Source organism: Hydrotalea sp. AMD (assembly GCF_004100315.1).
Taxonomy (GTDB): Bacteria; Bacteroidota; Bacteroidia; order Chitinophagales; family Chitinophagaceae; genus Hydrotalea; species Hydrotalea flava.
This window is the reverse complement of record NZ_SCKY01000043.1, coordinates 1-9,688: the sequence shown is the minus strand read 5'-3', so window position 1 is coordinate 9,688 and position 9,688 is coordinate 1. Positions and strand designations below refer to the sequence as shown.

Genomic DNA, 9,688 nt, shown 5'->3' with positions numbered 1-9,688 from the left:
TCGATTTAATAAAAGGAATATGCGTAAGTGGCTATTTAATGATGTAGTGGAAAGATTGATGAATCAAATTCCACATCCTTACAATTATCTAAAATCCCTTCGCGTTTATTCTACCTAATCCTATTAATTTAAATAAAAAATAATTTTATATTTTAATAAATTTAAAATTTATTTTATTATTTTTTAATGAAAAAAAACGGTTTTTTTTGATGAATTTTTGATAAAACTATTAATTTACAGTCATTTACACATATTGTTAATATTATTAATTATTTTTTTAAAAAAAAGTCCTGTTCATTCGCAAGGAATCAACAGGACTTTTTCAATTAGTATCCGTTAAGTTAAATCAACATTCTAAGCGGTTCTTCCAATAAACTTTTTAGTGTTTGTAAAAAGGCAGCACCGGTTGCTCCATCTACAACCCGGTGGTCGCAACTAAGGGTAACCTTCATTACATTGCCGGGTACAATTTGTCCGTTTTTCACAACAGGTTCCTGCGATATTCCACCAACGGCTAAAATACAAGCATCCGGCGGATTGATAATGGCTGTAAACTGGTCAATACCAAACATGCCCAAATTAGAAATGGTGAAAGTACTTCCTTCCCAATCGGCCGGTTGTAATTTTTTATCTTTTGCTTTTTGTGCGTATTCTTTTACCTGAACAGCAATCTGGCTTAAACTCAAACTATCTGCAAAACGCACTACGGGTACTAATAAACCTTCATCTACGGCTACTGCAACACCAATATTGATATGCTGGTTATACCGAATAAAATCGCCCATCCAACTACTATTTACTTTAGGGTGCTGTTTTAAAGCTATAGCCGTAGCTTTCAGTACCAAATCATTAAAACTGATTTTAACTTTGGCATTTTCATTCAATTTGGTTCTGGCGGCAACAGCAGCATCCATATTAATAGCCATAGTTAAATAAAAATGCGGCGCTGTAAATAAACTTTCGCTCAGGCGACGTGCAATAGTTTTGCGCATTTGCGAAACAGGAACATCTTCGTACCTAACCTGGCCTGCCGGTAATGCCTGTACAGTTGGCGCAGAAGCTGCAGTTGCAGAGGCGGCTGTAGTAGCCGGCACATAATTATCGATATCAGCTTTTATAATTCTGCCATTGTCGCCGCTACCTTTTACATATCGTAAATCTATACCTTTTTCTTCTGCCAATTTCTTGGCTAATGGAGAAACAAAAATTCTTCCTTCATTAACGATAACAGGCGCAGGAGCAGCAGCTGGTGTAGCAGGTGCAGACGGTGAAGCAGGCGCAGCGGGTGTTGGTACAGTAGCTGCAGGAGTGCCTTGTTGATTGGTATGTTTTACGGCAGCTACAATGCCATTAATATCTAATCCATCTTTGCCAATAATACAAAGCAAATCATTCACTTGAATTTTTTCGCCGGCTTTAGCCCCTTGATAAAGTAAAATGCCATCTTTATAACTTTCTAACTCCATGGTAGCTTTATCGGTTTCAATATCCGCTAATACTTCCCCTTTTTTAACGGTATCACCAATATTTTTATGCCAGGCTGCAATAACCCCTTCGGTCATGGTATCACTTAATCGCGGCATTAATACCACTTCTTCCATCTTGCTAATATCCATTGCCGGTGCTGGTGCATTTGCAGCAGGTTGATTAGGCGGAGTTGCCGGTGCAGCTTTTGCTGGTTTTACCGCAGGCTGTGCCCCGGAATTGGGTGCATGCTGTGCCAGTAAACCACTAATATCTTCGCCGGGCTGTCCTAAAATAGCCAATAAATCATTTACTTGTAATTTACCGCCTACTGGGGCGCCGGTGTGCAATAAAACCCCATTTTGATAGCTATCCAGCTCCATAGTGGCTTTATCGGTTTCAATTTCGGCTAATAATTCGCCCTTTTTAACAGTGTCTCCCACTTTTTTGTGCCAGGCAGCAATTACCCCTTCGGTCATGGTATCGCTTAAGCGTGGCATTAATATCGCTTCTGCCATAGTTCAATTGCTCTTTAAAATGAGCCGTGAAATTAAGTTAAAAATGAGAACAGAAAAGGTAAACCTTTAAAAAATGACTGTTTCTTCATTTAAATTCAATTGAACGGGTCACTTATTGTTATTTTAATTGGTTATGTATTTACTTATTGCCCCTGTGCCAATGAGTAGGCTTTTTTGTTACCCAACATTAACAGCAATTCTGATGAGCATATTTTAAAATTGCCACTCATACTTACATATAATCCCAGCACATCCATTTGGTTTACAGGCATATCATCAATACTCTCAAAGCGAACATTGTATTGGTTCACTAAATTAGTATACACCGATCCGGTAGGCCAAACCTGTGTACCACGATTGCTGATATTCACTAATTTAAATTTTACACCTGCATGGCGCATACATTTATTGGCAATAGCAATGGGTTGTTCATTGCTTTCAATAAAAAAATCAACCCCAACAATATGCTCTTTTTCTGTTTCAATAGATTCGAGCATGGGGTTTTTATCTAATTTAAAATGGGTTTGTGTAGTAGGCATGTTAGGTAATGCCGGCTTAGCGCCCAATTCGGGTATTTTCCCAAAATTTTGAATAATGGCCTCTGCAAATGCAGTGGTAGAAAGGGCCGGTATGCTTTTATCGCCAAAATCGCCGGTATGAATACCTTGTTCTAAGGTATATAATAAGGCATTTTCAATGAGTGCTGCTGTTTGCATTAATCCCAAATGGTGCAGCATACCAATACCGCTTAACAACAAAGCAGTCGGATTGGCTAAATTTTTACCGGCAATATCCGGAGCTGTTCCATGAACTGCTTCAAAAATGCAAATATGATCACCAATATTGGCAGAGGGTGCAAAGCCTAAGCCGCCAATCAGTCCGGCACATAAATCACTTACAATATCGCCCTGTAAATTGGTTAATACCACCACATCAAATAAATCGGGCCGTGTTACCAGTTTCATACACAAATCATCTACAATTACGTCATCGGCTTTTAATTCCGGGTAATCTTTGGCCACTTCATAAAATACCTGCAAAAACAAACCATCTGTAATTTTCATGATATTGGCTTTATGGCTGCAGGTAATTCTTTTCGCACCTTTTTTCTTGGCCATTTCAAAGGCATATTTTATTAACTGCAAACTGCCGGGGCGAGTAATAAAACGGCGGCTAAGCGCTACATCGTGTGTAAGCATGTGTTCAATACCACCATAGGTATCTTCAATATTTTCTCTTACCACTGTAATATCGATAGGAATACCTGCTTTGCTAAAAACGGTATCTACCCCATGCAAAGTTTGAAAAGTTCTTTTATTGGCATAGGTATTCCAGGTTTTACGGGCAGTAACATTTACACTTTTTACCCCCTTTCCTTTTGGTGTTTCCATAGGGCCCTTAAACAAAATACCCAATGCTTCTATGGTTTGTTGCGCATCGGGTGTCATTCCATTACTGAATCCTTTATCAAAAACCCATTTTCCCATTTCTACAAATTCGTATTGCAGCGGCACTTTCGCTGCGGAAAAAATAGTTAAAACAGCCTCCATAATTTCCGGGCCTATTCCATCACCTTTTGCCACTGCTATTTTATTCATACTTTAAATTTTAGATTGCAAAAGTAAGCTTTCATAGAATTGTTTCTGTAGTAAACAGGCCGGAATAGTGTATTACTGCTTTAAAATTGAATGAACAAATACTATTAACACTGATTTTCTTATCTTTATGCTTACAGATTACACAGCATATGGTTTCAAAAATTTCTGCAGGCATTCAAATTAGCGTGGAAACATTTTATCAGCCGGATTACAGCAATCCTTTAACCCATGAATTCATGTTTGCCTATCGTATTACCATCGAAAACCTCAATGATTTTACCGTTCAGTTGCTCAACAGGCATTGGTTTATTTTTGACAGTAATGGTGAAAACAGGGAGGTAGATGGTGAAGGCGTGGTTGGGGTACAACCTGTTATTCTTCCCGGTGAAAGTTACCAGTATGTAAGTGGTTGTAATTTTAAAACAGAAGTGGGAAAAATGAGCGGTTATTATACCATGGAAAATCAAAATACAAAAACCCATTTTACTGTAAATATTCCCCCATTTGAAATGATTGTGCCCGCCAAACTGAATTAATCAGGGTTGGTATTTTGCTTCGTCAAAAATTTGCTTTGAAGGGGTTTCTAATAATTGTTCCGGACTGGTTCCCGGATGTTTTTTCATCCATTGTTTTACAATTTGCCAGCCGGTAAACAGGCCTATATTTCCGGGAGCTGCAGGGCCCAATTCAGGAGTTCCGGGGCCATCATTCACGTAAGGGGCAATTTGGGTAGGTTCTGTTTCATACAGCAGATTATTTTGTATGAAGAAACTCCATATATTTTTTTCGTGGGCATAACAGCCGGAAAGCTGGGTTTGCGTGTAACCGGTTTTAATACTATCGGCTACATTTGGTAAACAGGCATCTAAAACATACATGCGCTTTCCACTTTCTATGATTTGTTCTATCAAGGGCATTCCTGCTTTTTTTTCCGGGTAATAATCACTTAAAATATTACGCATACAATTTACAGTAATGTATTCTGGTTCAAACCTTCTTGTTTCATAATCGGGATATACTTCCCTAATGTATTGTGTATGATATGCCGGAAACTGATGCCCCAGATATGCCTGCAAGCCAATGGCCAATCCGGATGAAGTTAAGGCACTGCCTATCCCTTCAATGGGACCAATATAAGTAATAATGCTGTGTGGCAAATTGTATTTGGGAAAATAATAATGAAAATATCGAAAAGCAGTGGCAATTTGTTCCGTATACTTTTTAACATTTGAAAATTGCTGTTGAACGGCACTATCAATCGGCGCATAGGTTCTTCTGAAGAGCAGTACATCTTTCAATACGCTATCTGGTTGTGGATACGCTGCTAAAATATTATACAAATAATCTTTAATAAAAACAGGATATTTTTTTTGTAGATTGTCTAATCCATGCGAAACATGCATGGTATCCATTGCAAAAAAATCCCGGTCAAAACGTTGCAAAGTCAAAGGCATGGATATATTAGAAACATCAGGTAATTTTTTTTTGGGAGAGCAGGCTGCCAAAAAAATCACTACTGCTATCCAACCTGTTCTAAGCATCAATCTGACCATTTCTAAATAATTTACTGCAAAATAAATACAATGTGTTGAGTATTGCCATTTGTTTTGTTAAGATTGGGCTGATAGCTTTGGTCTAAAATATAGAACTTTGCATTTTTAAACGACAATAATTGATATACTATTCCTGTTTCATTTAGGTCTATTTGTAAGCACACTTAAAAAAAATTACATGAAGATTTTTTTAGCACAACAAAATTATCATATCGGCAATTTTGATTTCAATACACAAAAAATTATTGCGGCCATAGAAACAGCAAAGCAGGCCGGTGGCGATTTAATTGTATTTAGTGAAATGAGTATTTGCGGATACCCTGCAAGAGATTTTGTTGAGTTCAACGATTTTATTGCCAAATGTTATGCTGCTATTAACGTTATTAAAGCGCATACCCAAAATATTGGGGTATTGGTAGGTGCACCTGCAAACAATAATAGCGGAAAAGGAAAGGAACTTTTTAATGCAGCATTTTTTTTATACAATGGCGAAGTGATTGCAGAATTACATAAAACCCTTTTACCTACTTATGATGTGTTTGATGAATACCGCTATTTTGAACCTGCTTTTGATTGGCATGTAGTACCATTTAAAGGAAAGAAAATTGCCGTAACCATTTGTGAAGATATTTGGAACTTAGGCAACAACCCATTGTACAGAACCTGCCCAATGGATGAATTGATGAAAGATGCACCGGATATGATGGTGAATTTAAGCGCTTCACCATTTGATTATACTCATGTTGAAGATAGAAAAGCTGTGATTAAAGCCAATGTATTGAAATACAAATTACCCATGATTTATTGCAATGCAATTGGCAGTCAGACAGAAATTGTATTTGATGGCTCCTCATTGGTTTTTGATAAAGATGCAAACCTGTGCAAAGCATTACCCTTGTTTAAAGAGGCAATAGAATCAGTGCATTTGGATGAAGATGGCTATTTTAAAGAACCGGTAATTGAAGCAGCAGCTTATGTACCCGATGCATTATTGGACCCTGCAACTTTACAGGAATCATTGAATATCGATCAAATTTATGATGCACTTGTTATAGGGATTCGGGATTATTTTTCGAAAATGGGCTTTACCAAAGCTATTATTGGCTCATCCGGCGGAATAGACTCGGCAGTTACTTTGGCCATTGCCTGCGCTGCTTTAGGTGCCGAAAATGTGCGTGCTGTATTAATGCCATCACCCTATTCTACATCACATTCTGTGGATGATGCAGTTGCACTCAGTAAAAATCTCGGTAACCCTTACGATATTATTTCCATTAACCATATTTACGAATCATTTTTAAACACCTTAGCTCCTCAATTTAACGGTATGCCATTTTCGTTGGCTGAAGAAAATATGCAAAGCAGAATAAGAGGTAATTTATTAATGGCATTAGCAAATAAATTTGGCTACATTTTATTAAACACATCTAATAAAAGCGAGTTGGCTACCGGTTATGGTACTTTGTATGGCGATATGGCCGGTGGCCTCGGTGTTTTAGGCGACTGCTATAAATTACAGGTATATGAGCTGGCCCGTTTCATTAATAAAAATAAAATGATTATTCCTGAAAACATCATTCAGAAAGCCCCCAGTGCCGAGCTGAGACCAAACCAAAAAGACAGTGACAGCCTTCCTGACTATACCATTTTAGACAAAATTTTATACCAATATATTGAGCAACGGATGGGGCCTGCCGAAATAAAAGCAATGGGCTATGATGCCGACTTAGTCAACAGAATTTTAAAACTTGTAAATACAAACGAATACAAACGCAACCAGTTTTGCCCCATCATACGCGTTTCGCCCAAGGCTTTTGGCGTAGGCAGAAGGGTACCCATTGTAGGAAAGTATTTAAGTTAATTTTTTTAGTCATGAACCACCATTAATGGTACAATGCTATGAAATGCCATCATTTTGGTATGGCTTCTTTTAAACAGTGTATCAAACAAGCCATGCCTTTTGGGAATTGAAATGATTAAATCAATTTTATTTTCTTTCACAAAATTATTGGCTGTTTCCATAAAATCATTGCCATCTACAAAATGATATTGCGGATTGTATTGATGTAACAAATTATGCAGCATTAAACTTTCATGAGGTGTTTCAGGTGTAAAATGACTATTATCTTTATCAATATTCAACACATGCAATGCTGCTTTGGTAGCATCCAATACCTTGATAATAGGCTGAATAGGCGTAGTTTCAACAACTTTTTGAAAATCACAAAGAAATAATACTTTTTCAATTGGCTTTACTGGCGCCTCCTTTGGAACAATGATTACCGGTACAGTAACATTTTTGGCTACCTGTATAGTATTGCTTCCAAAAAGATTTTCTTCAATGGCATCACCGCCGGTAATACCCATCATTACAACATCAATGGGCATACGTTCGCATACACTCTGAATACCCGGCGTTAACAGATTAAATTCTGAAAGTGTTTCTACAACAATATTTTCAGGCTGATAAGCCAATAAAATGAATTTAAAATTCTCCAAACCTGTTTCACTTCCCTTCTTCAAATTATCAATCCCAACAGCATCAACCGCAGGAACCAGCGGGTCGGCACCTATTGTAACAATGGTTTGATAGGTATTGTATAAAATTACTTTTTCTGCCTTTATTTGCCGGGCAATTTCCATGGCATAAATGGCGGCATGTTTGGCAGTTTCTGAAAAGTCGGTGGGTATTAATATTGTTTTCATGTGTTTACTTTTATAACATGAAGGTAATTTTTAGAAGCCTGTTAAAAAATGATGAAAATCATTTCACAAAAAAATAATATCCTTCCCTTTCACGCTTATCCCATTATACACAGTTCCCAATCAAACCTACATTCGTTCAATAATGCCTGCAATGCCCTGGCCACCGCCTACACAGGCTGTTACCATTCCGTATTTTTTATTCAGTCTTTTTAAATCATTCAAAATTTGGATGGTTAGTTTAGCACCGGTGCATCCCAATGGGTGTCCCAACGCAATAGCACCCCCATTAATATTTACTTTAGCCGGATCCATTCCCAACGCTCGAATTACTGCAACAGACTGGGCTGCGAAGGCTTCATTCAGTTCAATTAAATCTACATCTGCTAAATTCAGTCCCGCCTGTTTTAAAACTTTGGGTACTGCGGCCACAGGACCAATACCCATAATACGCGGATGTACGCCGGCACTGGCACAATTCACCAATCGGCCAATGGGCTGTAAGCCCAGTTCAATCATCATCTTCTCACTCATTACAACTACAAAAGCAGCACCATCGCTGGTTTGCGATGAATTACCTGCAGTAACGGTACCATTCAGTGCAAAAGCAGGTTTTAATTTAGCCAACCCTTCAACAGTAGTATCGGCACGCAACCCTTCATCGGTATCTACTACATAAGAACGGTTCGCTTTTTTCCCCTTTTCATTTACATAAGTTTCCTGCACAGTAATGGGTAATATTCCAGATTTAAAATACCCATTTTCTATAGCTGTTTTTGCTTTTTGGTGCGAATGGTATGCAAACACATCCTGATCTTCTCTTGAAACATTAAATTCTTTTGAAACTGCTTCGGCAGTTAAACCCATGCTCAGGTAATAATCGGGTTCATCTTTTGCAATATTATAGGATGGAACCGTTTTCCAGCCGGTTGTAGGCACCAAACTCATACTTTCCGTACCGCCGGCAATAATACAGTCGGCCATACCGGTTCTTATTTTAGCAGTTGCCATGGCAATACTCTCTAACCCGCTGGCACAATAACGATTAATGGTAATACCAGCCACTTCAACACCCAATGCTTTAGCTGCAATAATTCTACCAAATTGCAAGCCTTGTTCTGCTTCCGGCACAGCATTACCTACAATTACATCATCTATCCGTTTATAATCTAACTGCGGAAGGGTAGCCATCAATCCTTTTATCACTTCCACCGCCAAATCATCGGGACGGTAAAAACGAAAGCCACCTCTTTTGCTCTTGGTAACTGCGGTCCTAAAACCTGCAACGATGTATGCTTCCTGCATAAAAATAATTTTACTCATCAAATGTAATAAAAAGTTGTTTATGCAACTATATATTCATTGAATTTTACCATCTCAGTTTTCAACAAATGAAACCAATAATTAGTTAATTCAAGTTTCCTATTTTAAACGATTGCTTTTACTTGAAAAGCTAAAACGAATAGTAATATTTTAAGTAAGAATCCATCTTTAGTGACTGCGTGAATAGAATGGGGTGTCATTTCTACAATTTCACTAATAGTGGTTTCTACGCGTTTTCTCATGATATTCTTTATAAACCTCTGATAAGGTTTGTCTGCTCCTTTGCTGTTTGCCTTCCTGCATATCTTCAGCTCTATCAATTCTGTTTCTTTGTATAGCTCTTCCTTCCAGTTGGTATGCCGTGTAGGCACTGTCTCCAAATAAAGAGCTCTCTGGCAGCAAATCCATAAACATTTTCTGCAAGGCTTCTACATCATGTTCGCTACCAGGTGAAAAACAAATTTCAACCGGTATACCATTTTTGGTTGTAATCAACTGTACCTTTACCCCATAAAAATATTCCCTTTTA

8 protein-coding genes are annotated in these 9,688 nt (G+C 37.9%); 2 read left to right on the top strand and 6 right to left on the bottom strand.

Features of this window, described 5'->3' with window-relative positions; genetic code table 11:
* Window positions 1-341: 341 nt before the first annotated feature.
* Window positions 342-1,982 carry a pyruvate dehydrogenase complex dihydrolipoamide acetyltransferase gene (locus EO766_RS17290; RefSeq protein ID WP_074420423.1) on the bottom strand — a complete coding sequence of 547 codons (1,641 nt, stop codon included), beginning with the start codon at window positions 1,980-1,982 and terminating at the stop codon, window positions 342-344.
* Between the two features lie 143 nt (window positions 1,983-2,125).
* Window positions 2,126-3,580 carry an isocitrate/isopropylmalate family dehydrogenase gene (locus EO766_RS17285; RefSeq protein WP_074420422.1) on the bottom strand — a complete coding sequence of 485 codons (1,455 nt, stop codon included), beginning with the start codon at window positions 3,578-3,580 and terminating at the stop codon, window positions 2,126-2,128.
* 149 nt (window positions 3,581-3,729) lie between these two features.
* On the opposite strand from EO766_RS17285, the gene apaG reads away from it, so the two are divergent.
* Window positions 3,730-4,116 carry a Co2+/Mg2+ efflux facilitator ApaG/CorD gene (gene apaG, locus EO766_RS17280; protein ID WP_074420421.1) on the top strand — a complete coding sequence of 129 codons (387 nt, stop codon included), beginning with the start codon at window positions 3,730-3,732 and terminating at the stop codon, window positions 4,114-4,116.
* On the opposite strand, the gene gldB is transcribed toward apaG, so the two are convergent.
* Window positions 4,117-5,133 (bottom strand): gliding motility lipoprotein GldB, encoded by a 1,017-nt coding sequence (gene gldB / locus EO766_RS17275; protein ID WP_179855959.1) that lies wholly within the window; start codon window positions 5,131-5,133, stop codon window positions 4,117-4,119.
* A gap of 178 nt (window positions 5,134-5,311) precedes the next feature.
* Here gldB and EO766_RS17270 point away from each other — a divergent pair, with 178 nt between their 5' ends.
* Entirely contained in the window at window positions 5,312-6,994 is a 1,683-nt protein-coding gene (locus EO766_RS17270; protein ID WP_074420419.1) for an NAD+ synthase, read from the top strand.
* 5 nt (window positions 6,995-6,999) lie between these two features.
* Here the strand turns inward: EO766_RS17270 and EO766_RS17265 are convergent, their stop codons facing one another.
* The 3 genes from EO766_RS17265 to EO766_RS17255 form a co-directional block, all read right to left on the bottom strand.
* A complete protein-coding gene (locus tag EO766_RS17265) occupies window positions 7,000-7,839 on the bottom strand; it encodes a universal stress protein (protein WP_074420418.1) in 840 nt (279 codons plus the stop codon).
* Window positions 7,840-7,965: 126 nt separating this feature from the next.
* Complete coding sequence (locus EO766_RS17260; protein ID WP_074420424.1) at window positions 7,966-9,141, bottom strand: acetyl-CoA C-acyltransferase; 1,176 nt, start codon at window positions 9,139-9,141, stop codon at window positions 7,966-7,968.
* A 231-nt stretch (window positions 9,142-9,372) separates the two neighbouring features.
* Window positions 9,373-9,688: transposase (locus tag EO766_RS17255; RefSeq protein WP_287101655.1), on the bottom strand; the 316-nt coding region annotated here is incomplete at its 5' end.

What these genes read in the sequence shown, in the direction of transcription:
- EO766_RS17285 (WP_074420422.1), bottom strand. Translation starts at nt 3,580, where the DNA reads ATGAATAAAATAGCAGTGGCAAAAGGTGATGGAATAGGCCCGGAAATT.
- EO766_RS17265 (WP_074420418.1), bottom strand. Translation starts at nt 7,839, where the DNA reads ATGAAAACAATATTAATACCCACCGACTTTTCAGAAACTGCCAAACAT.
- EO766_RS17270 (WP_074420419.1), top strand. Translation starts at nt 5,312, where the DNA reads ATGAAGATTTTTTTAGCACAACAAAATTATCATATCGGCAATTTTGAT.
- EO766_RS17290 (WP_074420423.1), bottom strand. Translation starts at nt 1,982, where the DNA reads ATGGCAGAAGCGATATTAATGCCACGCTTAAGCGATACCATGACCGAA.
- apaG (WP_074420421.1), top strand. Translation starts at nt 3,730, where the DNA reads ATGGTTTCAAAAATTTCTGCAGGCATTCAAATTAGCGTGGAAACATTT.
- gldB (WP_179855959.1), bottom strand. Translation starts at nt 5,133, where the DNA reads ATGGTCAGATTGATGCTTAGAACAGGTTGGATAGCAGTAGTGATTTTT.
- EO766_RS17260 (WP_074420424.1), bottom strand. Translation starts at nt 9,141, where the DNA reads ATGCAGGAAGCATACATCGTTGCAGGTTTTAGGACCGCAGTTACCAAG.